Origin of the sequence: Shewanella mangrovisoli (genome assembly GCF_019457635.1) — a bacterium.
GTDB classification, from domain to species: Bacteria; Pseudomonadota; Gammaproteobacteria; order Enterobacterales; family Shewanellaceae; genus Shewanella; species Shewanella mangrovisoli.
In genome coordinates, this window is the sequence record NZ_CP080412.1 from 65,117 (window position 1) to 88,694 (window position 23,578).

General features: G+C 48.5%; 19 protein-coding genes. 6 read left to right on the forward strand and 13 right to left on the reverse strand.

The window, feature by feature from the left end:
* Nucleotides 1-55 precede the first annotated feature (55 nt).
* Nucleotides 56-2,122 (reverse strand): glycine--tRNA ligase subunit beta, encoded by a 2,067-nt coding sequence (gene glyS / locus K0H60_RS00280; RefSeq protein WP_220056911.1) that lies wholly within the window; start codon nucleotides 2,120-2,122, stop codon nucleotides 56-58.
* 9 nt (nucleotides 2,123-2,131) lie between these two features.
* The gene (gene glyQ, locus K0H60_RS00285; RefSeq protein WP_220056912.1) at nucleotides 2,132-3,037 is read right to left on the reverse strand and encodes a glycine--tRNA ligase subunit alpha; all 906 of its coding nucleotides are present in this window, start codon (nucleotides 3,035-3,037) and stop codon (nucleotides 2,132-2,134) included.
* 118 nt (nucleotides 3,038-3,155) lie between these two features.
* Here glyQ and K0H60_RS00290 point away from each other — a divergent pair, with 118 nt between their 5' ends.
* Nucleotides 3,156-3,731 (forward strand): DNA-3-methyladenine glycosylase I, encoded by a 576-nt coding sequence (locus tag K0H60_RS00290; protein WP_220056913.1) that lies wholly within the window; start codon nucleotides 3,156-3,158, stop codon nucleotides 3,729-3,731.
* A gap of 85 nt (nucleotides 3,732-3,816) precedes the next feature.
* On the opposite strand, the gene K0H60_RS00295 is transcribed toward K0H60_RS00290, so the two are convergent.
* The 6 genes from K0H60_RS00295 to fadB all read right to left on the reverse strand — a co-directional run bounded on the left by K0H60_RS00295 (nucleotide 3,817) and on the right by fadB (nucleotide 12,830).
* Nucleotides 3,817-7,005, reverse strand: coding sequence for an amidohydrolase family protein (locus K0H60_RS00295; RefSeq protein WP_220056914.1), 3,189 nt, complete (start codon nucleotides 7,003-7,005; stop codon nucleotides 3,817-3,819).
* A 194-nt stretch (nucleotides 7,006-7,199) separates the two neighbouring features.
* Nucleotides 7,200-7,637 (reverse strand): MOSC domain-containing protein, encoded by a 438-nt coding sequence (locus K0H60_RS00300; protein WP_220056915.1) that lies wholly within the window; start codon nucleotides 7,635-7,637, stop codon nucleotides 7,200-7,202.
* A gap of 35 nt (nucleotides 7,638-7,672) precedes the next feature.
* Nucleotides 7,673-7,918 carry a sulfurtransferase TusA gene (tusA, locus tag K0H60_RS00305; protein ID WP_011620849.1) on the reverse strand — a complete coding sequence of 82 codons (246 nt, stop codon included), beginning with the start codon at nucleotides 7,916-7,918 and terminating at the stop codon, nucleotides 7,673-7,675.
* Nucleotides 7,919-8,075: 157 nt separating this feature from the next.
* Entirely contained in the window at nucleotides 8,076-9,269 is a 1,194-nt protein-coding gene (locus K0H60_RS00310; RefSeq protein ID WP_220056916.1) for a diguanylate cyclase domain-containing protein, read from the reverse strand.
* 224 nt (nucleotides 9,270-9,493) lie between these two features.
* Nucleotides 9,494-10,657, reverse strand: a complete 1,164-nt coding sequence (gene fadA, locus K0H60_RS00315) for an acetyl-CoA C-acyltransferase FadA (RefSeq protein WP_011715316.1) — start codon at nucleotides 10,655-10,657, stop codon at nucleotides 9,494-9,496.
* A gap of 22 nt (nucleotides 10,658-10,679) precedes the next feature.
* Complete coding sequence (gene fadB, locus K0H60_RS00320) at nucleotides 10,680-12,830, reverse strand: fatty acid oxidation complex subunit alpha FadB (RefSeq protein WP_220056917.1); 2,151 nt, start codon at nucleotides 12,828-12,830, stop codon at nucleotides 10,680-10,682.
* Nucleotides 12,831-13,273: 443 nt separating this feature from the next.
* Here fadB and pepQ point away from each other — a divergent pair, with 443 nt between their 5' ends.
* From pepQ to hemG (K0H60_RS00340), 4 genes are all read left to right on the forward strand, one after another.
* Nucleotides 13,274-14,593 (forward strand): Xaa-Pro dipeptidase, encoded by a 1,320-nt coding sequence (pepQ, locus tag K0H60_RS00325; RefSeq protein ID WP_023266033.1) that lies wholly within the window; start codon nucleotides 13,274-13,276, stop codon nucleotides 14,591-14,593.
* 15 nt (nucleotides 14,594-14,608) lie between these two features.
* Nucleotides 14,609-15,223 carry a YigZ family protein gene (locus K0H60_RS00330; protein WP_220056918.1) on the forward strand — a complete coding sequence of 205 codons (615 nt, stop codon included), beginning with the start codon at nucleotides 14,609-14,611 and terminating at the stop codon, nucleotides 15,221-15,223.
* A 77-nt stretch (nucleotides 15,224-15,300) separates the two neighbouring features.
* The gene (locus K0H60_RS00335; protein WP_011620857.1) at nucleotides 15,301-16,758 is read left to right on the forward strand and encodes a TrkH family potassium uptake protein; all 1,458 of its coding nucleotides are present in this window, start codon (nucleotides 15,301-15,303) and stop codon (nucleotides 16,756-16,758) included.
* 1 nt (nucleotide 16,759) lies between these two features.
* Entirely contained in the window at nucleotides 16,760-17,284 is a 525-nt protein-coding gene (gene hemG, locus K0H60_RS00340; protein WP_220056919.1) for a menaquinone-dependent protoporphyrinogen IX dehydrogenase, read from the forward strand.
* A 55-nt stretch (nucleotides 17,285-17,339) separates the two neighbouring features.
* Here the strand turns inward: hemG (K0H60_RS00340) and K0H60_RS00345 are convergent, their stop codons facing one another.
* Nucleotides 17,340-17,648, reverse strand: coding sequence for an ArsR/SmtB family transcription factor (locus K0H60_RS00345; protein WP_023266030.1), 309 nt, complete (start codon nucleotides 17,646-17,648; stop codon nucleotides 17,340-17,342).
* A 198-nt stretch (nucleotides 17,649-17,846) separates the two neighbouring features.
* Between K0H60_RS00345 and hemG (K0H60_RS00350) the strand changes: the two genes are divergently transcribed.
* The gene (gene hemG / locus K0H60_RS00350; protein WP_088212865.1) at nucleotides 17,847-18,401 is read left to right on the forward strand and encodes a menaquinone-dependent protoporphyrinogen IX dehydrogenase; all 555 of its coding nucleotides are present in this window, start codon (nucleotides 17,847-17,849) and stop codon (nucleotides 18,399-18,401) included.
* Between the two features lie 46 nt (nucleotides 18,402-18,447).
* Here hemG (K0H60_RS00350) and K0H60_RS00355 read toward each other — a convergent pair whose 3' ends face one another.
* Genes K0H60_RS00355 through fmt form a run of 4 tightly spaced genes read right to left on the reverse strand, consistent with a single transcriptional unit; the run spans nucleotide 18,448 to nucleotide 23,572 of the window.
* The gene (locus K0H60_RS00355; RefSeq protein WP_088212866.1) at nucleotides 18,448-19,890 is read right to left on the reverse strand and encodes a TrkH family potassium uptake protein; all 1,443 of its coding nucleotides are present in this window, start codon (nucleotides 19,888-19,890) and stop codon (nucleotides 18,448-18,450) included.
* A gap of 11 nt (nucleotides 19,891-19,901) precedes the next feature.
* Entirely contained in the window at nucleotides 19,902-21,311 is a 1,410-nt protein-coding gene (gene trkA / locus K0H60_RS00360; protein WP_011620862.1) for a Trk system potassium transporter TrkA, read from the reverse strand.
* Between the two features lie 15 nt (nucleotides 21,312-21,326).
* The gene (gene rsmB, locus K0H60_RS00365) at nucleotides 21,327-22,613 is read right to left on the reverse strand and encodes a 16S rRNA (cytosine(967)-C(5))-methyltransferase RsmB (RefSeq protein ID WP_220058096.1); all 1,287 of its coding nucleotides are present in this window, start codon (nucleotides 22,611-22,613) and stop codon (nucleotides 21,327-21,329) included.
* 2 nt (nucleotides 22,614-22,615) lie between these two features.
* Nucleotides 22,616-23,572 (reverse strand): methionyl-tRNA formyltransferase, encoded by a 957-nt coding sequence (gene fmt / locus K0H60_RS00370; RefSeq protein WP_220054304.1) that lies wholly within the window; start codon nucleotides 23,570-23,572, stop codon nucleotides 22,616-22,618.
* Between the last annotated feature and the right edge of the window lie 6 nt (nucleotides 23,573-23,578).

A 23,578-nucleotide genomic window follows, 5' to 3' on the forward strand; every position in this document is an offset into this window, starting at 1 on the left:
AGCCAATAAAAAACGCGCTATATGCGCGTTTTTTATTAAGACTCTAACGTGCGACTTACTGGAGCAGAGAAATATCCGCTACATGTAAGAACTGTTCACGTAGGTTATTTAGCAGAGCTAAACGGTTGTTTTTCAATGCTTCGTCGTCCGCCATAACCATCACGTCTTCGAAGAACTGGTCAACACTCTCACGTAAGTTCGCCAGCAGTGTTAATGCCTGTTGGTAATCAGCATTAGCAAACAGCGGAGCGAGTTGAGGCTGTAGTTCGGCAAGCTTAGCGGCTAATGCTTGTTCTGCTGCTTCGGCTAACAGAGCTGAGTTAATCGCAGTGGGTAATTCGCCTTCCACTTTCGCCAGAATGTTAGACACACGCTTATTCGCCGCTGCCAGAGCGCTAGAGGCTTCTAAGCTTCTGAAGTGTGATACGGCATTGATACGGCTATCAAAATCAGCTGGGCGAGTTGGGCGGCGTGCTAATACGGCGAGGATCACGTCAACCTCGATACCTTTATCTTGGTACCAAGCACGGAAACGCGCCATTAAGAACTCAAGCACTTCATCGCTTGCATTCGCGTTGCTTAAGTTAGTGCCATGGAGTTCTTGAGCCTTAGCTATCAGGGTCACTAAGTCCAGTGGCAACTTGTTCTCAACGATGATGCGTAACACACCGATTGCGGCGCGGCGCAGTGCGAATGGGTCGGCAGCGCCCTTAGGTGCCTGACCAATACCGAAGATACCGACTAAGGTATCGAGTTTATCCGCTAAGGCTACTGCGCAAGATACAGCTGCAGTCGGAACTGTATCGCCAGAGAATTTGGGCTTGTATTGCTCTTCCATGGCTAAGGCGACGGCTTCAGTTTCACCGTCTAGGCGGGCGTAATGCATACCCATGGTGCCTTGAGTATCGGTAAACTCCATCACCATATTGGTCATTAAGTCTGTTTTAGACAATAAACCAGCACGGGCAGCATCAACGGCGTTAGCTCCAGTTTGCTCGGCAATAAAGGCGGCTAGGGCAGAGATACGAGTGACTTTGTCTTTTAAAGTACCGAGTTGTTGTTGGAACAAGACGGTCTCAAGACTCGGTAAACGTGATTCCAGCGTGTGTTTTTTGTCGGTATTGAAGAAGAACTCGGCATCGGCCAAGCGTGGACGAACCACTTTCTCGTTACCCGCAATGATTTGTGCCGGATCTTTTGATTCTATGTTCGCAACAAAGATGAAGTTTGGCAGTAACTTACCTGCATCATCGAATACTGGGAAGTATTTCTGATCGCCCTTCATCGTATAAACCAAGGCTTCTGAAGGTACGTTTAAGAACTTATCTTCAAAGCTTGCGGTTAATACGACTGGCCATTCAACCAAAGAGGTGACTTCTTCAAGCAGGTCATCTTCGATATCGGCGGTGCCACCAATCTTAGCGGCCGCTTTTTCGGCATCGGCTTTGATTAAGGCTTTACGGCTTTCGTAATCGGCGATGACTTTACCTTTTTCTTTCAGTAGCGTCAGGTAGTTGTCTGCATGGTCAAGCTCGAAGCCTGTACCCATAAAGCGGTGACCACGAACATTACGCGCCGATTTAATGCCGAGTAATTCACCTTCGATTAATTCACTGCCTAACAGCATAGTGGCGGTGTGAACTGGGCGAATGAATTGTGTCTTACTGCTTCCCCAGCGCATTGGCTTAGGAATGGGTAATTTATCCAGCGCACGTTGTGCCATCGCAGCGATTAAGCTCTTGGTTTCAACGCCTTCGATTTTTGCGTTATAAACCAGCCATTCACCTTTGTCGGTCACTAAACGCTCAGCTTGGTCAACGGTAATACCGTTACCACGTGCCCAGCCTTCAGCGGCTTTCGTTGGTTTACCTTCACCGTCGAAGGCTGAGCTGACAGCTGGGCCGCGTTTTTCAACGATTTTGTCCGCTTGAGCGAGCGCTAGTTCTGTCACATTAATGGCTAGACGACGGGGTGCTGCATACCAAACAGCTGATTTAAAAGCTAAATCGGCTTTGGTTAATTCTTCGGTAAAGTTCGCTAAGAAAGACTCAGCCAGTTTACGCAGCGCCTTTGGCGGCAGTTCTTCAGTGCCTAACTCGATGAGTAAGTTTTCAAAATTCATGTGTTACCTCTACTTACACATTGGGAAGCCAAGCGCTTCGCGTGCCTGATAATAGGATTCAGCAACGGCTTTAGCCATGGTACGAACGCGCAGTATATAACGCTGACGTTCAGTCACTGAAATGGCGTGGCGTGCATCGAGCAGGTTGAAGGCGTGAGAGGCTTTCATCACTTGCTCATAGGCGGGTAGAGGTAATGGTTTTTCAAGCGACAATAAATGCTGACACATCTTTTCGCATTGATCGAACAGGGTAAACATAAAGTCGACGTCTGCGTGTTCAAAGTTATAGGTCGATTGCTCAACTTCGTTTTGGTGGAACACATCGCCGTAGGTGATGCGACCCATAGGGCCATCGGTCCATACTAGGTCGTACACGCTATCCACACCTTGGATATACATGGCGAGACGCTCTAAACCGTAGGTGATTTCACCGGTGACAGGGCTACACTCTAAGCCGCCGACCTGTTGGAAGTAAGTAAACTGAGTCACTTCCATGCCGTTTAACCAGACTTCCCAACCCAGACCCCAAGCGCCTAGCGTTGGTGATTCCCAGTTGTCTTCCACAAAACGGATATCATGGATTTGTGTATCAATACCAAGGGCTTGCAGAGAACCTAAATAGAGTTCTTGGATATTATCCGGTGACGGTTTTAACACGACTTGGAATTGGTAGTAGTGCTGCAGACGGTTTGGGTTTTCACCGTAACGGCCGTCGGTAGGGCGGCGCGATGGCTGCACATAGGCACTGCTCATTGGCTCAGGCCCTAAAGAGCGTAGGAAAGTTTGTGGGTGGAATGTACCCGCACCGACTTCCATATCTAAAGGTTGAACGATTGCACAGCCTTGCTGCGCCCAATATTCCTGCAGGGTTAGAATGAAACCCTGAAATGTTTTTACGTCGTGTTTCGTCGTCATGTCTACTTGTCTACTGCCGTCAGCTTTAATAGAAAATGGTTTCGATTATACCTTGTAGATCTCTGCTTATGTAGGTTATTTTTTACCTTCTTCGTTAAAACGTTAAGGTAGATAGGCCATGGAAGAAATCCGCTGTAATTGGGTCAGTGATGATCCCTTGTATCGCGAGTACCACGATAAGGTGTGGGGGCGCCCAGTTTATGATTCGAAGGAGTTGTTTGCCAAGCTCTGTTTAGATGGGCAACAAGCTGGGTTGTCTTGGATTACTATCTTAAAGAAGCAGCAAAACTACGAACAAGCCTTTGCGGATTTTGAGCCAGCAGTGATTGCAACTTTTGACGACGCTAAAGTCCAGGAGTTGATGGCTAACCCAGGCATTGTGCGTAATCGCCTTAAGATCCATTCGATTATTCGTAATGCAAAAGGTTACTTAGCCTACACTGAGGATGGCAAAGATTTTTCTGAATTTCTGTGGAGCTTTGTTGGTGGCAAGCCATTGGTGAATCAATTTACCTCCATGTCGCAAGTGCCTGCGCAAACACCTGAATCAGAGGCAATGTCTAAGGCATTAAAAAAGCTTGGCTTTAACTTTGTTGGTCCGACGATTTGTTATGCTTTTATGCAGGCGGTGGGGATGGTGAACGATCATCTAGTTGATTGCATTGCCTATGATGCATGCTGCGGCGGTAAATAAGTCACTAATCTAATTGAGTTAGCATCCAAAATAAAAAGGCATGTTCCACGTGGAACATGCCTTTTGTTATTTCACCTTGTTGAGATTAGATTTTCTCGAAGAAGAAAGGCTTACGCTGTTGCTTGTTACCATTGAGTTGGTTCATCGACTCTGCGTCGAACAACTTACCATTGACCATAGTATAAGTGACTTTATCTGTGACTCGAATATCCGCTAATGGGTCACCATCTATAACGATTAAGTCTGCAAGCTTACCGGTTTTAATTGAGCCAAGTTGATGCTCTAGACCGAAGGTGGTGGCAGGGTTGATGGTCGCAGTTTTCAGCACATCCATATTGCTCATGCCGCCTTGGGCGAACATCCACATTTCCCAATGTGCGGCTAAACCCTCACGCTGACCGTGGGCGCCAATGTTTGGATGAATGCCTAATTTATTAAACTCATTAGCGACTTTAGCAACATTGAAGTGGTTGTAGTGACTGTCGGGGGCATGGGGGCGACGCATTGAGCGAGCCTGCAAAATATCGCTTGGCACATACATAGACAAACGTGGATGTGCCCACACATCGGTCTTATCGTACCAATAGTTTTCACCCGAAATACCGCCGTAGGCGACGACTAAGGTTGGGGTATAACCGACCTTAGTTTGGCTCCAGAACTGTTTAATATCGTTATAAATACTCGCCACGGGTAACGAGTGCTCTACGGTTGTATGGCCATCGGCAACCATGGTCAGGTTATGTTGTAGCAAGCTGCCACCCTCTGGCACAACCATCATTTCGAGTTCGCGAGCAGCGGCGATAACCTGTTGCCTTTGATTACGACGGGGTTGGTTGTAGCTCTTAACACTAAAGGCTCCGACTTTTTTGAGTCGCTCTAAATGAAATTTTGCATCATCGAGTGAGTCGATATGCGAGGTGTAGCCGGGAGCATTTGCGCCATAAAGAATCGTTCCTGTGGAGAAAATCCGTGGACCAACGATGTGACCAGCCTTTTGCTGTTCAGAGGCTGCAAAAATCTCAGTGGTATCATTCGATGGATCATGGATGGTTGTTACACCCAAAGATAGCCCTGAGTAGAGTGCCCAGTTTTGTTGAGGCACGATTTCATCATCGGCCTGGGCACCATGGGCATGCGCGTCGAACAGGCCAGGCATAATGGATTTGCCGCTAATATCGATAACTTGTGCATCCTTTGGAATCGCCGTGTTTGCATCGCCAACGGCAACAATATGATTGTCTTTGACGATCACCACACCCTTATCGATGACTTGGTCATTTTCCATGGTGATCACTTTGCCGCCGACAAAGGCGACTGTTCCACGTGGAACATCGGCCTTTTCGGTAAAGCCTAAGTTGATAATACTTGGCTTGGCTTGCTCGTCCTTTTTGAGATACTGTGAATCAACATCAGCTTGGTACAGTTCAGGGCCAAGAGTCCAATAGAGTTGGTTACTCTTGCTATTCCAACTGATGCTTTCGCCAGCCCGCACACTTAACTGTGTGACTGGAAGATTGCTGGCGTTAGGGCCGATTTCAACGGTTTCACCATGTTTTGCGAAGGGGGTGACCCAAACTTTAAAACGTTCGGCAAAGGCGAGTTGTTCGCCGTCGGGTGAAACCCTAAATTCCGTTGCATGCTTACTGCTGTAGTGAACGCGTTTATCAAACCCATCTAGGCTAATTGAGGCAAGCTGTGGTGTGTCGTTATCACCTGTGTTCATAAAGAAAATGCGATCGGCCGAAGCGCCGAATTGTGCTTGATAACCCTCAGCGCTAATCTTCTTATTTTGTTTGGTTTTTAAATCGACCTTGTACAGGCCGGGTTCCTGCGACCAAGTACGAGGCGTAAGGTGTCCACCTTGGGTTTTGCGATACACTACCAGTTCACCATTGGGTGAGAAGGTGGGCTCAACGTATTTGCCTGGCTCAGTGATAAGTTGTTTCGCTTTACCACCTTTTGCACTGATCACTTGAACTGTGCCCTGGTCTTGGTCATTCCAAGTTGTGAAGACAATATTTTTGCCATCACGCGACCACTGGGGATAGAGCTCTTCAATGTCGTTACCTAACTCGGTTAAGCGTGATATCTGGCCATCGGGAAGTGTCTTCAACCAGATTTTACCTAATGCTTCGAAGGCGACTTTGCTGCCATCCGGTGAAACTTGTGCCATTCGCAGCATTTTTACGTCGAATACATCCTTATCAATATCTTGTTTAAAGCGTACTGAAGGCTGCACGTCTAACTGGGTTTTGACACTGAAGGGAATGTTGGTAACCGTTTTATTGGCAACATTCAGGCGATTGATTTTGCCTTTAGCCCAGAAAAAAATATCTTTGTTATCTTGAGTCCAAGCTATGGTGGGATAGACACCGTGGATGGCCCACGTCTCTTGCATATCGCGATCTAAACCGCCATATAGCTTAGTGGTTTCGCCGGATTTCAAATCGAGCAAATACAAGGAGGATTGGAAATCATCTCGCTTGATGTATGCCAGTTTGGTGCCGTCTGGGCTCGGTGTTGGACGAATGGCGCCACCGGTTCCTTCGATCAAGATTTCAATATCACCCGTTTGGGTATCATAACGCTTGATTTTATAGATGCCGTTTACTGAGTCTTTGGAATAATGGAAGGTTTTTCCCGGTGTGTCATCTTGGCTGAAGTAAATGTAACGGCCATCGGGTGAATAGGCTGGCTCACCTAAATCCTTTTCATCGTTAGGCCGTTCGGTGAGTTTAACACCTTCGCCACCGGCGACATGATAGAGCCAGACTTCACCAGCGCCTAAGCTCCGACTGGCGGTAAAATGCTTACGACCAACTAAATATTGGGAATCAGGGCTCCACGCGGGACTGTTGAGTAAACGAAAGGTCTCTGTCGTGACTGTGCGTGGATTGCTGCCGTCGGCATCCATAATCCAAATGTTGTCGCCACCATCTGCATCTGAGGTGAAGGCAATGTGCTTACCATCTGGGCTATACACGGGCTGCATTTGCCAGGCTATGCCTTGAGCTAATGGCTTTGCCTCTCCACCCGTGACTGGGATTTGATAAATATCGCCAAGTAAATCAAACACTAAATGTTTACCATCTGGGCTGACACTGATGTTCATCCAAGTGCCTTCGGTTACATCTATGGTCACTTTTTCTAGTGGAGCATTGGCTGGCGCATTGACGTCCCAACTGGCTTTCTGGGCATCTGTTGCCTGTACGGCATGGGAACTAAGGCCAAGCATCAAGGCGATATAAAGCGGTGTCAGCTTAGGTTTCAACATGTTATGTCCTGTTATCGTTATTCTAGGGCTTTGCTGTTATCGGATTAGATAAACTTTTGTTAATGCTGCGCTAAGTTATCGCACAAATACCCAGTTAGGAAAACGGAAATACTGTTTCAATTAATGACCGAGTGGAGAAGTTGAGGCGGGCAAACAAGTGGAGAGTAATGTGGCTTACTCTCCGCGAAGTATGACTAGTCTAATGTCACGGGATCGCCGATGTGGATCATGGCGTCATTGATGACGCGGCAGGTGACGCCACCTCGCCAATCAGGAGTTAACGCTGATTCCAAGCCTGCATGAGCCTGTTCCATCTTCTTACAGGGATCGGTTTCACCCGTCACTTCGAGGCAGAGATCACCAATGTGCAGCTGCTTACCCACATCAGCCGCCCCAAAACTACAGCCATCGACTAATAGGTTTGCTCGACGAGTCGTCCAAGGTAAATTTGTATCTATGCTCTGACAAGCTATTTGCCACTGCTGCAGCGACAGCACTGTTACTTGCCGTTTACCCGGGCGACCAAATACATCTTTTTCGACGCCGCAGTGCTGGGTGACATTCGCGCATAGCACTTCGTTCATTGGCCCGCGTTTAACCGTTTTGTAGGCGATAGCAACTAGTTTCGGCATGTTTGATGTCCTTATCCTAATGTCGATGTAGAGACTTAGAGTCCCTTTTTAATTAGATATTGATAGGGTGTTTGGCTGGTTTCACTGGCGATCAGTGTGTGGTCCATAAATTCACAAAAGCTGGGAATATCACGTGTGGTCGCAGGATCATCTGCGATGATAAGCAGGGTTTCACCTTGTGCCATTTGTCTTACCGTTTTTCGCACCATCATTACCGGTTCTGGGCAGCGTAAACCAAGTGCATCCAGTTTGTGTTGTGCGGTTGAGAAAACGTCGTTCATGTGACCTCGAGTGAACGGTTAAACAGAATTGGCTAATGTTACTCCAGTGATTTGGATAAACCAAGTTGATGGCCTGAATTTGTGATGGGGCTGGAATTGCTCCAGCCGAGTAGGTGTTTGCTCGTAACAATCAAATGTTCCACGTGGAACAACATCATTATTCGGCGATTTTATCTATGATTGGTGCAGCAGATTCATGGGGACAAGACTCTGCGCCGTCGAGGTTCAGAGTCTCTATGTTATTCATCTCACTTTTTAAATCATTGGCCGCCGTTGCTGGTAACTGTGATTTGGCAGCTCGTGCGCGTTTGTAGCTATACATTTTTTGATCGGCTTTATGGATTAGAGTATTGGCATCATCGTAGTCGTAGGGGCCAGTATCCACGATGCCGAAGCTTAATGAGATGTTATTCAGGTGACGCTTGATATTCTGGTTAAAGCGTTCGATAAAATGATCTCTGGCTTGTTCCTCACGGCAGTTGGGCATGATGATACAAAACTCATCACCACCATAGCGAAAACAATGATCTTCCGCTCGGGTACTTTCCTTTATTGATTGAGCGACGGCTCTGAGTACTTCATCTCCCGCTCTATGGCCTTGGCTATCATTAAAGTGTTTGAAGTCATCCACATCGAGATAAATAACGCTTACGGGTTCGGCACGTCTTTGTGCGGCTCTTAGGATACGTGTGGCAAATTCCTGCAAGTGACGCACGTTTAGCAAGCCGGTTAATGGGTCAGTTTGAGATAATTCTTCGAGCTGTTGTGTACGTTCTTTGACTTTGCTTTCCATGCTCTGTGCGTAACGTTCAGCCTTGTCTTTAGCATTCTCAATTTCAGATACCAAGCTACGAATATAAGTATCAAACACTAAGGTAACATCGAAAAGCACCAACTTGTCGATGGCGATTCTAATGCGTTCATTTTGAGCCGCATCTTTAACCGAGTTGTTAATCTCCGCATAAATCAGTTCTTTTAGAGTATGAACGGCAGAGAGGTAGAGTTTAGGTTCAACGCCGATACGCTTGTGTACTAAGCCAATCCGCAGGCGGTTGTTAACGTACTCTAAATCGTACACTCCATTAAACAGGTCGAGCACATAGCGTCTCTGGGCGGTACGTAAACGAGCGAGGGTATCGGAGTCACCGATCAGCAGAGCAATCTCGGACACACTAGTTTGTAGACCGTAAAAGTCATCAACGATTTTGTCTATGTTCTCTTCAATCACAGGTTTGAAGGATTGCAGTGCTCTGACATCGGCTAAGGTAAAAGAGAACAAGGACTTGCGAAAATCAATCTCAAGCTCAGTGATCCGCATTTGTTCGAAAAGCGTTTGTTCCGTTTGCAGCATTGAACATCCCTCTCATAGCCTAAAGAATGAAACGCATCCATGCTTCTTAGCAGTGTCGTAATGACGGTCAAATGCGGAGAAGTGCATTAAGGATATTTATCAAGTTAAGTCGAAAACTGCCTGATTTTCAAATTGAAGCTGAGCAGAAAGGAAGATAATTAAGGTGCTATCGCAAATAAAAAAGCCGGAACTGAGTCCGGCTTTGAAGGAGGAATCGTTAAGGATTAAACACGTTCGAAAACGGTCGCAATACCTTGGCCCAAACCGATACACATAGTAGCTAAACCTAAGGTCGCATCTTTGTGTTCCATCAGGTTGATCAACGTTGTCGAAATACGTGCACCAGAACAACCCAGTGGATGGCCAAGCGCGATAGCGCCACCGTTCAGGTTGATCTTGTCTTCTACCACATCCAGCAGACCTAAATCTTTAACGCATGGTAGAGACTGAGCAGCGAACGCTTCGTTCAGTTCGATAACATCCAAATCATTGACTGTGATGCCTGCGCGGGCCAGTGCTTTTTGAGTAGCAGGTACTGGACCGTAACCCATAATTGCCGCGTCACAACCTGCAACCGCCATTGAGCGAATACGGGCACGGATTGGTAGACCTAGAGCGCGTGCTTTAGATTCTTCCATCACTAACATTGCCGAAGCACCGTCAGATAATGCTGAAGAGGTACCGGCAGTAACGGTACCGTTTGCTGGGTCGAATACTGGGCGCAGCGCCGCTAATGATTCCATTGAGGTTTCTGGGCGAATCACTTCATCGTGCAGTACTTTAATCAGTGCGCCGTTAGCATCATGGCCTTCGATGCCATAGATTTCCTTGGCAAAGCGGCCTTCAACAGTAGCTGCGTGAGCGCGTTGGTGTGAACGTACAGCAAAGGCGTCCTGTTGCTCACGGGTGATGCCGTGAAGCTTACCTAGCATCTCTGCGGTTAAGCCCATCATGCCAGACGCCTTGGCGACGTTATTGGCTAAACCTGGGTGGAAGTCCACACCATGGTTCATTGGCACGTGGCCCATATGTTCAACACCACCGATGATAAAGGTGTCGCCCATGCCAGTCATAATGGCGCGAGCGGCTTGGTGGATGGCTTCCATGGAAGAACCACATAGGCGGTTGACTGTCACTGCGCCAGCCGTTTTCGGGATACCTGCCAGCAATGATGCGTTACGGGCAATATTGAAGCCTTGCTCTAGGGTTTGCTGCACGCAGCCCCAAATCACGTCTTCAATGGTATTGGGATCTAATTGCGGGTTACGCAGTAATAGACCTTTCATTAATTCGGCAGAGAGTGTTTCTGCACGTACATTACGGAACACCCCAGCCTTAGAACGGCCCATAGGAGTACGAATGCAATCTACGATAACAGCTTGTTTCATAATTAAATTCCTTTCCCGCTAATTAGGCTTGGTAGTAGCTACCGTTGTTGGCTGCAAGGGCACGCATGGCGTCGGTGACTTGATACAAACCACCTAAGTGAGCGTATTTATCAGCTAAGGCGACAAAGTTTGCTACGCCCATAGTATCTAAGTAACGGAATACACCACCACGGAAGGGAGGGAAACCTAAACCATAGACCAAGCCCATATCCGCTTCGGCAGGTGATGCCACAATGCCTTCTTCTAAACAGCGAACGGTTTCGATAATCATTGGGATCATAGTGCGGGCGATGATTTCATCTGCATCGAATGCTTTTTGCTCACCAAAGGCGGCCTTCAGCAGCTCGTAGCTGGTTGGGTCGACATCTTTCTTTGGCTTACCGCGGCTATCCACAGAGTAAGCGTAGAAGCCTTTACCATTCTTCTGACCGAGACGTTTGTTTTCGAACATCACGTCAATCGCGTCATTGCCAGATTTGCCCATACGATCGGGGAAGCCTTCGGCCATTACCGCTTGTGCGTGGTGGCCAGTGTCTAGGCCGACAACGTCTAGCAGGTAAGCAGGGCCCATTGGCCAGCCGAATTGCTTTTCCATCACTTTATCGATAGCGGCAAAGTCGCCACCTTCGGCGAGCAGGCCGTTAAAGCCAGCAAAGTAAGGGAAGAGTACGCGGTTAACGAAGAAACCCGGGCAATCGTTAACAACGATAGGGTTTTTACCCATTTTGCTGGCATAGGCAACAACAGATGCGATGGTTTCTTCTGAGCTGTGCTCGCCACGAATAACTTCAACCAATGGCATTTTGTGCACTGGATTGAAGAAGTGCATACCGCAGAAACGCTCAGGTTTCTTCATGCTCTTGGCGAGCAGGTTGATTGAAATGGTTGACGTGTTAGAGGCGATAATCGCATCTTCACTCACGTATTGTTCAACTTCCGCCAGTACTTGTGCCTTTACTTTTGGATGCTCAACGACGGCTTCGACAACCACGTCAGCATGTTTTACTGGGGCATAGTCTAAGGCTGGAGTGATGTTATTCAGCACTTTAGCCATTTTTTCTGGGGTAGAGCGGCCGCGAGCAACTTGCGCAGATAACAGTTTGGCGGCTTCGCCTAAACCTAAATCTAATGCAGGTTGAGCGATATCCTTCATCACGATTGGCGTGCCTTTGCTGGCGCTTTGGTAAGCGATACCGCCACCCATGATACCAGCACCTAATACGGCGGCGCTTTTCACATCTTTAGCGAGCTTGCCCGCTTTCTTAGCCTTGCCTTTGACTAATTGGTCATTCAAGAAGATACCGATCAACGCTTTGGCTACATCGGTTTTTGCTAACTTGATAAATGCTTGATGCTCAATTTGCAGTGCGTCGGCGCGGCCTTTGGTTGCAGCTTGTTCGACTACGCTGACAGCCGCCATCGGTGCAGGGTAGTGTTTACCCGCCACCGCAAACACCATGCCTTTAGCCGTAGTGAAAGACATCATGGCTTCGAGTTTTGGTAAGGTCAGTGGTGACATCTTACGTTGGCGACGGGCTTGCCAATCAAGCTTTTCTGCAACTGCATCTTTTAGCATTTGAATGGCAGCGGCTTCTAAAGCCTCTGGCGCAACAACGGCGTCAACCGCACCTACTTTTAAGGCATCTTCTGGACGTTGATCTTTACCCGTGGTGATCCACTCAAGGGCGTTATCAGCACCAATTACACGTGGTAAACGCACTGTGCCACCAAAGCCTGGGATAATACCTAGCTTGGTTTCGGGTAGACCGATTTTGGCTGTGGTGTCGGCGATACGGAAATCCGTTGCCAGAATAGTTTCACAACCGCCGCCTAAGGCGAAACCTTTAATCGCAGAAGCGGTTGGGAAAGGTAAATCTTCGAGTTTGTTGAATACGGCGTTGGCCTGTTCAACCCAAGAGAGCAGTACCGCATCATCCTGTGCGAATAAGCCTAAAAATTCAGTAATATCGGCACCCACGATAAAGGTATCTTTACCTGAGGTGAGCACTAAGGCCTGAATGTTTGATTGTTGTTTAATGCTGTCTAATGCGGCATCGAGTGAGGCGAGTGTTTCTCTGTCGAATTTGTTCACCGAACCGGGTGCGTTAAAGCACAGCTTGGCAATATTATCCTCGAGTAACTCAACCTGAATTGTAGGACTTTGGTAGATCATTGCTTGCTTCCTTTTGGCTTAAAAGTGATACCCACCATTATCTGTTGGTGTTAGTACGACTCTCTATCTCACAGCAGCTTCGGCCATCATTTGACCAGTTGTGTGCCAGTGTGCTTCGAAATTCGATAAATTACAACACCCAATTTAAACGACTGTTTAATTTCTTGTCGGCTAGAGTGAATTTTCAGCTTTGTGATACACTGCACAAAGTGTAGAAGTGACAGATTACGCCAAAGAGTACGTGGTGGGAATTTGTACTTTAGCGGTATTGCTCGCTGGCTAAATGGATAATTTTATTTTTAGAATTAAAAGCATAGGCTTAAATCGAGAATTTGCTAACCTGTGAAATCATAGGGCGTTAGCGAAGGAAAACACTGAGCCTATATGGCTTAGTCAGATTTGCGGTTTTTTTATTAACTATCGTTCATTACAGGATATGACACATGGATCACTTGGCTCATCACTATCATGCCCACATCGCCGAGCTTAATCGTCGAGTCGCTGAAATTGTATCGCGTGAAGCATTATCAGGTTTAGTGATCCACTCGGGTCAGCCACATCGAATGTTTTTGGACGACATTAATTACCCTTTTAAAGCCAATCCCCACTTCAAGGCCTGGTTACCTGTGTTGGATAACCCTAACTGCTGGTTAGTGGTGAACGGTCGCGATAAGCCGCAACTGATTTTTTATCGCCCTGTGGATTTTTGGCATAAGGTGTCTGACGTGCCGGAGATGTTCTGGACCGAGCATTTTGAGATCAAGTTACTCACTAAGGCCGATAAGGTTGCCGAACTATTGCCTAGCGATATCGCCAACTGGGCGTATTTGGGCGAGCATTTAGATGTGGCTGAGGTGCTGGGTTTCACTAGTCGCAATCCTGACTCTGTGATGAGCTATCTGCATTTCCACCGCACTACTAAAACCGAATATGAACTCGAATGTATGCGCCGTGCGAACCAGATCGCGGTGCAAGGGCATTTAGCGGCAAAAAATGCCTTCTATAACGGTGCGAGCGAGTTTGAAATTCAGCAGCAGTATTTATCTGCCGTGGGACAGGGCGAGAACGAAGTGCCCTACGGTAATATCATTGCCTTAAACCAAAATGCGGCGATTTTGCATTACACCGCGCTTGAGCATCAAAATCCGGCGCGGCGCTTATCTTTTTTAATCGATGCGGGTGCCAGTTACTTTGGCTATGCGTCGGATATCACTCGTACCTATGCGTTTGAGAAGAATCGTTTCGACGAATTAATCACTGCCATGAACAAAGCGCAGCTCGAACTGATCGATATGATGCGCCCGGGCGTGCGTTATCCCGATTTACACTTGGCGACCCATGGCAAAGTCGCGCAAATGCTGTTGGATTTTGAGTTAGCCACGGGCGATGCCCAAGGCTTAGTGGACCAAGGTATTACCAGCGCCTTCTTCCCCCACGGACTCGGCCATATGTTAGGTTTGCAAGTGCATGATGTGGGAGGTTTTGCCTTCGATGAGCGTGGTACCCATATTCCAGCACCTGAGGCTCATCCGTTCCTGCGTTGCACCCGCATTTTGGCGCCAAACCAAGTGCTAACCATGGAGCCAGGTTTGTACATTATCGACACGTTACTCAATGAGCTAAAACAAGATAGCCGTGGCCAGCAGATCAATTGGCGCACTGTTGATGAGCTGCGACCTTTCGGCGGCATTCGTATCGAAGACAATGTGATTGTGCATCAAGATAGAAACGAAAACATGACCCGCGAACTGGGCTTAGCGTGAGTTTAGGGAGAGCGAGTGCTCGAAAGTTATCTGATACCGAGTGAAAATGTGCTGATAGAAGAAGAGATAAAGCATAGCCGCTTTATCTCTTTTCTATTTCATTGCACGAGTTTAGAACAATTGAAGTTAGTACTTACTGACATAAAGCGAGATTATCCCGGCGCCAGCCATTACTGCTATGCCTTTATCGCTGGAGCGCCTAACGACAGCATTGCCATCGGTTCGAGTGACGATGGAGAGCCTGCGGGCAGCGCAGGTCGTCCAATGCTCGCGGTATTGCAAGGCGCAGATCTCGGTGAAGTCGGTGCTGTGGTGGTGCGTTTCTATGGCGGTACTAAGTTAGGCGTAGGCGGTTTAGTGCGTGCCTATACCTCGGGATTACGCCAAGGTTTAGGGCAATTGCCGACGCGAGTGAAGCAATTACGTTATCCGGCAAAACTGCATTGTGATTACACCCAATTAAGGGATGTTGAGCATCTACTGCAGCAGTTAGAGGCGGTGATCATCGATAAGCAATTTGCCGAAGCCGTTGATATCCATTTTGAAATAGGCAAACAACAGCAGGGCATATTAAATGAATCGTTGGCAACTTTGAGTCAGGGCAGCCTGCGCGCAGAGTTTGAGCTGTGATGCCTGCGTAAATTATGCCAAAATATGCAAAATGCTGAAAATACCTTTGCAGCCAATGGAATAATTGAACACGCGGAATGCAATACAAAACCATAATAAGAATCATAGGTCTGCTTATCGGCCTGTTCTCCATCACTATGCTGCCGCCAGCCTTAATCGCCATTTGGTATAACGATGGCGGTGGTACAGCGTTTATTCAGGCATTTTTTGTCAGCTTATTTATAGGTTTTTGGCTCTGGTATCCTAATCGTCGCTGCAAAGAGGAATTGCGAACCCGCGAGGGTTTCCTGATTGTGGTCCTGTTCTGGACCGTTCTTGGCTCCATCGGTGCCTTACCCTTTATCTTCTCAAGCCAACCCGATCTCAGCTGGACCGACAGTTTTTTCGAATCCTTCTCCGCACTGACCACCACGGGAGCCACAGTCATTGTCGGGCTGGACTCCTTACCTAAGGCCATCTTGTTTTATCGGCATATGCTGCAATGGCTCGGCGGTATGGGGATCATCGTTTTAGCCGTGGCGATTCTGCCAGTGCTTGGGGTTGGGGGCATGCAGCTGTATCGCGCCGAGATCCCGGGGCCTGTGAAGGACAGTAAGATGACGCCGAGGATTGCCGAAACGGCCAAGGCGTTATGGTACATCTATCTATTGCTAACCATTGCCTGTGCTGGCGCTTATTGGCTGGCGGGGATGAGCGTATTCGATGCCGTGTGTCACTCGTTTTCGACCATCGCCATCGGGGGGTTTTCGACCCACGATGCCAGCATGGGATACTTCGATAGCTCAGTGATCAACCTAATTTGCGTGTTCTTTTTGATTGTCTCGGCGGTGAACTTTAGCGTGCACTTTGCGGCATTTTCGCGCCGCGGGATCAATTTTAGAGTCTATTTTCGAGATACAGAATTCAAGATGCTGGTGGCGATTCAGCTGGTGTTAACGGCGATTTGCTTCTTAACCCTTTACCACTCAGGGATTTATGACTCACCAGAAGAAACCTTAGATCACGCCTTATTCCAAGCGGTTTCGGTGGCGACGACTGCAGGCTTTGGTACCGAAAGCTTCCATATGTGGCCGCTGTTCCTGCCGATTCTGTTGATCTTCTCAAGCTTTATCGGTGGTTGTGGTGGCTCAACTGCGGGCGGGATTAAGGTGATCCGGGTTATCCTGCTGCTGTTGCAAGGTTCACGCGAACTTAAACGCCTCGTTCACCCTAAGGCGATGTTCTCGATTCGCATCGGCTCCAAGGCGCTGCCTGACCGGGTTGTCGACGCCGTGTGGGGTTTTTTCTCCGCCTACGCCTTAGTCTTCGTGCTGTGTATGTTGGCATTGATGGCTATGGGACTGGACGATATTACCGCCTTTAGTGCCACGGCGGCCTGCTTAAATAACCTCGGTCCGGGTCTTGGGGAAGTAGCAAGTAACTACGCCAGTATTGGTGATGGTGCTAAATGGGTGCTGGTGGTGGCTATGTTATTTGGTCGCCTCGAAGTCTTTACCTTGCTGATTTTGTTCACGCCAACTTTCTGGAGGGATTAACATGCAGACATTAATCATCTATTCGACAATCGATGGCCAAACACTGGAAATCTGCCGCAAAATCAAAACGCTTGCCGAACAAGCGGGTGACCAGGTGTCGTTAGTGAGCTTAGAACAGGCCGAAGCCTTAAGCCTTGCCGATTTCGATAAAGTGTTGATTGGTGCGAGTATTCGTTATGGCAAACATAGGCCCGATCTCTACCAGTTTGTGAATCGCAATCATGCGGTGCTGGACAGTAAAATCAACGGCTTCTTTACCGTGAATGTGGTGGCGCGCAAGCCATTAAAGAACACGCCAGAAACCAATCCTTATATGCAAAAGTTCCTCAAATTATCCCTGTGGCAGCCACAGCAATTGGCAGTGTTTGCGGGCAAGATTGATTACCCTAAATACGGCTTATTCGACCGCACTATGATCCGTTTTATCATGTGGATGACCAAGGGACCGACCGATCTGAAGGGCACCTTCGAGTTTACCGACTGGGGTAAAGTCGAAGCCTTTGGGGCACACTTTAGCAAGCTGTAAAAATGATAAAGCCCTAGTCTCAGCTAGGGCTTTATTGTTATTGCATGACAGGACTTTATACGGCGCAATAACGGCTGTGGAGAATCGAAATCACTTGGGTGACTTGCTCATTCTTAAGCTTGTAATACACAATCTGCGAACTCTTACGGGTATCGACTAAGTCTTCGGCTCGCAACACCGCTAAATGTTGTGATAGCGCCGATTGGCTTAAGGGCACAGTCTCATTCAGCTCGGTTACACTCAGCTCTTTATCCAGCAATAGGCACAAAATCATTAAGCGATAAGGATTCGCTATGGCTTTGAGCCATTTAGCCGCACTTTCCGCATTCGTTACCATTGCATTTACATCAATATCATTTTGCATAAGGTACTCACTTTATCGCTTTTGATTAGATAATTCTAATTGAAGGTGTTTCTATACGCAATCATACTGCTCGGCAATTCAGATCTCAATTTTTGCATTTCAGAATATGAGATAACGCTGATTTGTGATCCTATCAGGGGTTTATTTAACCAATGATTGCCACAATGGTGACATACTTTTACTGAACGGGAATACCCCATGACACGCATTCTGGTGCTTTATTTTACCCGTGGTGGCCATACGGCCAAGATAGCGAATGCGATTGCGCAGCAATTAACCCTGCGTGGCGCCAAGGTTGACTTGGTGGATATTAATAGTGCGGCGGCCACCAGAATTAACTGGCCCGATTATCAACTGGTGGCGCTAGGGGCTTGCGTGCTCTATGGCACCTACGATAAGAGCGTATTCCAATTTATTGAGCAGAATGCGCCAGCTTTGAGTGCGTTGCCAAACAGTTTCTTCTGCGTCAATGTGGTGGCGCGTAATCCTGAGAAGCGCATCCCCGAGAACAACAAATACCTGCAAAAATTCATTGCCTTATCACCTTGGACTCCCGCCGATTTGAAGATTATCGCCGGTAAGGTGGATTACCCCTCATGGCCTTGGTACGACAGACTGATGATCCAGCTGATTATGAAAATCACCAAAGGACCAACGGATCCTAAGGCGGTGATCGATTATACCGACTGGGAAGATGTGAAGGTCTATGCCGACCATTTGCTGACCTTGGCCGAGGTTGCTGAACCTGCCTAATAAAAATGCGCTCTGTGAGCGCATTTTTAGTTTTTGATTGATACGACTAGTATTTCCAAAAGCTGGGATGGAACAGCACTGCTACGGTTAAAATCTCTAAGCGGCCGAGCAACATACCCAAAGAGAGCGCCCATTTAGCTACATCGGGCAGCGTCGAGAAGTTACCCGCAGGACCAATGATGGGGCCAAGCCCTGGGCCGACGTTGGTGACTGCGGTAATAGCACCGGTAAAGCTGGTCATGGGGTCTAGCCCCGTCAGCACCAGAATCACAGATAATCCAACAATCACAAACATAAACAGCAGCACAAAGGTGATCAGTGAGCGCACAATATCTTCACTGATCAGGCGGTTATTATAGCGCTCCCGAAAGATGCCATTGGGGTGACATTGCTGCTTTAACTGCTCGCGCATAATGGCGCCGGCAATTTGGAAGCGGAAGATTTTAATCCCGCCTGAGGTAGAGCCAGAGCAGCTACCTACAAACATTAAGAATAAAAACGCGATATTCGCAAACGCGCCCCAGGCGCCGTAGTCGGTTAAACCATAACCCGTAGTCGTAACCACGGAAACCACGTTAAAGCTGGAGAGGCGCAGCGCGTCGATAAGGGCGATATCCCTCGTTTGCCACAGCCAGAAGCCAATAAAACAAGACACAAAAGTGAGGAAAAACAAGAAACCTTTAACTTGTGCATCGTTCCAAACAGTGAAGTCTCGCTGCTGGATCATCTGCACAAACATCAGTAGGGGTAAACCACCCGCCGCCATAAACACAACGCCAACCCAATGGGCTGAATTTGAAAACGCCGCCATCGAGTTATCTGAGGTCGAATAGCCTCCCGTCGACAGTGTGGTCATCGCATGGTTGATGGCTTGAAACCAAGTCATGCCAGCAAGATGGTAGGCAACACAGCACATCACGGTCAGCAAGATATAGATAAAAAATAGATGCTTAGCCATGTTTTGAGTGCGCGGCACCGCCTTATCGCTCCAATCCGATGACTCGGTGCGGAACAGCCGCATACCACCGACGTTTAAGAAGGGCAGAATCGCTACTGCCATCACGATAAAGCCAATACCGCCCAGCCATTGCAATAACGAGCGCCAGATTAAGATACTGTGGTCCATAGTATCTAAGCCCGAGAGCACGGTTGAACCTGTGGTGGTAATGCCGGACATGGTCTCGAAGAAGGCGTCTGTATAGCCAATGCCGTGGTATAAGGTAAACGGCATGGCGGCAAACAGGCTCACGATCAGCCAAGTGAGGCTGGTGAGCAGAAACATATCGCGAATATTGAGGTTAATGGTTTTGCTCTGGCCGTTATGCAAACAGAGGCTGGCGCAAATTCCAGTGACTAAAGCCGACAGCATGAAAGCGCCCACGGTTTCCTCACCGTTGAACACGGCAAGGAGCAGGGGCGCTAACATAAAGGCTGTTAACATCGACAGAAACAGCCCCAAAATAAACAATAGCGGTCTAAAGTTCAGCATAAGATGATGACTTAGAAGAAGAAGGCGCTAGGTTGGAACAGTTTCTCGACTTCGCCGACAAACTTTTTGTTCACGAGGAACAGAATCACGTGATCCCCTTGCTCAATCACTGTCTTGTCGTGGGCCATCAGCACTTCTTCATTACGTACTATGGCGCCAATGGTGGTTCCCGGCGGCAGCTTGATATCGCCAATAGCCTTGCCAACAACCTTGGAGGTGCTGGAGTCGCCATGGGCAATAGCTTCAATCGCTTCGGCGGCGCCGCGGCGTAAGGAATACACGTTACAGATATCGCCTTGGCGGATATGGGTCAGTAAGGCTGAAATCGTCGCCTGCTGGGGTGAAATCGCGATATCGATATTGGCTTCCTGCACAATATCCACATAGGCTTCGCGCTGGATCAGTACCATCACCTTTTTCGCCCCCATGCGTTTAGCTAATAGGGCGGACATGATGTTGGCTTCATCGTCGTTGGTGACGGCAATAAACACGTCGGTTTGGTCGATATGTTCTTCGAGCAGCAACTCTTGATCTGAGGCGTCACCACAAAATACTGTAGTGTTTTCAAGCTGTTCAGAGAGTGTTTCGGCGCGCTCGAACTTATGCTCAATCAGCTTGACTGAGTGAGTGCGTTCGAGGCGTTTAGCCAGCCCTAAGCCGATGTTACCGCCTCCCGCAATCATGATATTGCGGTAGGAGTTATCCAGCTTTTGCATTTCACTCATCACCGCGCGGATATGACGACTGTCGGCGACGAAAAACACTTCGTCATCGGCTTCGATAATCGTTGTACCGCGGGGCATGATAGGGCGACCTTGGCGGAAAATCGCCGCCACCCGGGTATCAATATTCGGCATATGCTCGCGCAGCGCGGCCAAGGCATTACCGACTAAAGGGCCGCCGTAATAGGCGCGAACCGCAACCAAACTTAAGCGGCCTTCGGCAAATTCGAGCACTTGCAGCGCCCCAGGATATTCAACCAAACGTTGAATGTAAGCGGTCACTAACTGCTCAGGTGCGATAAGTTCATCGATCACAAAACCACCGCGAGGACGTCCCTCGCTATTTTTGGTTTCACTGTCGATAAATAATTTATCGCGCATCGCCAGATAAGGTTCGGAGCGAATACGGGCGATTTTAGTCGGTGTACCAAATAGGCTGTAGGCCATTTGGCAGGCGACCATGTTGCATTCATCGCTGTTTGTTACAGCAATCAGCATGTCGGCATCTTCGGCGCCTGCTTCTTTGAGTACATCGGGGTGGGCACCATGGCCCGCCACGACGCGAAGGTCATATTTATCCTGCAGGGCGCGTAATCTGGATTTGTCGCTATCGACTATGGTGATATCGTTGTTTTCACCCACCAAATTTTCGGCCAAGGTTCCCCCGACTTGACCCGCACCTAATATGATAATTTTCATGGCCTTGCTTACTTCCTAATGGGTCGCTTTCAATAAACGGGCGTAATAAAACCCATCCATGTTGTGTTGTCCCGGCGTGATTTGCCAACCTATATCTTGGCTTGAAGCCTGCTGGGCAAGAGTGTCTAGCTTAGCATCTGCGGTTCTGGCTAAAAATGCACTAATTTGGTCTCGATTTTCCTGCGGCAAAATAGAGCAAGTTGCATACAGGAGTGTGCCACCGGGTTTGAGCCACTTCCAGCAGTGATCGAGAATTTGTCTTTGCAGCTCAGCCAGTTCTTCGATGTCATGGTTTTTGCGTAACCACTTGATATCGGGATGACGGCGGATAACGCCCGTCGCCGAGCAAGGCGCGTCGAGTAAGATACGAGCAAACTGTTCACCCTGCCACCATGAGTCGATGTTGGCTGCATCGCCATGAATAACTTCCGCTTTTAATGATAAACGGTCAAGGTTCTGTTGCACGCGCTCCAGTCGTTTAGCATCGAAATCGACGGCGACCAGCTGGATGCTAGGTTCAAGTTCGAGTAAATGGCAGCTTTTGCCGCCCGGTGCCGCGCAGGCATCGAGGACCAGTTCATTGGCTTGCGGAGCCAGCAGAGTCGCGGCCCATTGGGCGGCGCCATCTTGCACCGATGCCGCACCTTCGTGGAAGCGTGGCAATGTCGCCACATCCTTGGGATGGGCCAGCAGTATGGCATCATCACTGAGGCCAGCACTGGCTTCTATCTCTAGCTCACTCAGGGCGGCAAGATATGCATCGCGGCTTTGGGAGAGGCGATTGTTGCGTAACCACATAGGTGGACGTTCATGGCTTTGCTGGATTATCTCTTGCCAATTATCGGGATAAGCGGCTTTTAAGCGCTTAATTAACCAGCCCGGCGTGTTGTAGCTTAAGGTCTCTGACTCAGTGCTTAGTGGCGTTAATTGGCGCTGAATATTACGCAGTACGCCATTGACGACCTTTACCATGCCCTCAAATTTTAACTGACGGCAGGCCTCGGCGGTTTCGGAGATAGCGGCGTGGCTTGGAATGCGAGTAAAGTAAAGTTGATAACAGCCAACAATTAATAACTGGTGGATGATCCTTTGCTTACCTTTCAGCGGCTTAGCCAAACACTCGGCCACGCGTTTTTCGATCTGCGGCAAGGTGCGCATCACGCCGTAGCATAGCTCTGCGAGCAGGGCTTTATCTTTACCACTGGCAAGATGCTTTTGCTGTTCTGGCAGTGCAACTGAAAGTGACACGCCTTTCTCTAAGACTTCGAAGATGGCTTTGGCCGCCAGTGCACGCAAGTTCATCATTATTGCGCCTCGTTATTAAGACGAGTATTTGGGGTAAACCAGTCGCCGCGGGCATTGAGTATGTCGGCCACGCTGAGTGGTTTTTTACCGGGTAATTGCATGCTGAGCAGAGTTAACACACCATCGCCGGTGGCGACTTCAATGCCTTTTTTACTGGCGCTGATAATAGTGCCGGGGGCGGCATTGCTGCTGGTGGTGCTGACTTGGGTCTGCCACACCTTGATGGTATTGCCTTGGTGCTCAAAATAGCTCACAGGCCAAGGATTGAAGGCGCGCACTTCTTGCCACAATTGAGTTGCGGATTTACTCCAATCGAGTCTCGCTTCTTCTTTACTAAGTTTTTCGGCGTAGTTAGCTAAGGCTTCATCTTGTTTTTCAGCCGTTAGGGTGCCGTTGGCTAAACCTTCGAGTGCTTGCAGTAGCGCGTCTGGCCCCTGCAGAGCTAACTTCTCGTAAAGGGTGGCGGAAGTATCATCATCTTCAATCGGCAAGTAGGTTTTCAGTAGCATGTCGCCTGTATCTAGGCCGACATCCATTTGCATGATAGTCACGCCGGTTTCTTTATCGCCAGCCCACAACGCGCGTTGAATCGGCGCCGCGCCGCGCCAGCGTGGCAGAATAGAACCATGAACATTGATGCAGCCTAAACGCGGCGTGTCGAGCACTACTTTAGGCAGAATCAAGCCGTAGGCGACCACCACCATTATATCGGCGTTGAGGGCGGCAAGTTCTTGCTGCGCGGGTTCTTTACGCAGAGAGCCCGGCTGATAAACCGGAATGTCGTGGCTGACTGCGAGTTCTTTAACTGGGCTGGCGGTGAGTTTTTTACCGCGCCCTGCGGGTCTGTCCGGCTGAGTGTAGACGGCAATCACATTGTGATGTGAGTTAATCAGCGCCTGTAAATGGCGAGCGGCAAAATCCGGTGTTCCGGCGAAGATGATATTGAGTGGTTTCAAATCTGA